This is a genomic window from Mesorhizobium sp. M5C.F.Ca.ET.164.01.1.1, assembly GCF_004792125.1.
Classification (GTDB): Bacteria; Pseudomonadota; Alphaproteobacteria; order Rhizobiales; family Rhizobiaceae; genus Mesorhizobium; species Mesorhizobium wenxiniae.
In genome coordinates this window covers 1-289 of sequence record NZ_SRTG01000554.1, presented here as the reverse complement: position 1 = coordinate 289, position 289 = coordinate 1, and the positions used below count along the sequence as shown (strand labels likewise).

Annotated in this window: 1 protein-coding gene; it reads left to right on the top strand. The window is 55.0% G+C overall.

The annotated features are described in order from the left end of the window. The coding region (locus EN807_RS36270) for a hypothetical protein (protein ID WP_210240036.1) at positions 1-289 on the top strand (289 nt) is incomplete at both ends.

The window sequence follows — 289 nt, the reverse complement described above, 5'->3', positions numbered from 1 at the left end:
GACGATTTCGATAAGGCCGTACGAAGTGCATTCGCCTTGTCTCAAGGCAAACCATCGGACCTGCCGACTTGCGACGCTGTAGGAAGCCTAAGCGATGCGGAAATTTCAATCCGCAACGAGAAGTACCTCGATGATATCCGCATTCAGGATGGCACGACGTTCATCAAGAGCCCCAAAGGGACCGGAAAGACCGAACGTCTCGCTCGAATCGTGCGCTCGACCAAAGGCCGCGTTCTCCTGATCGGTCACAGGCGAGCATTGATCGAATCTATGTGCGTCAGGATGGGGC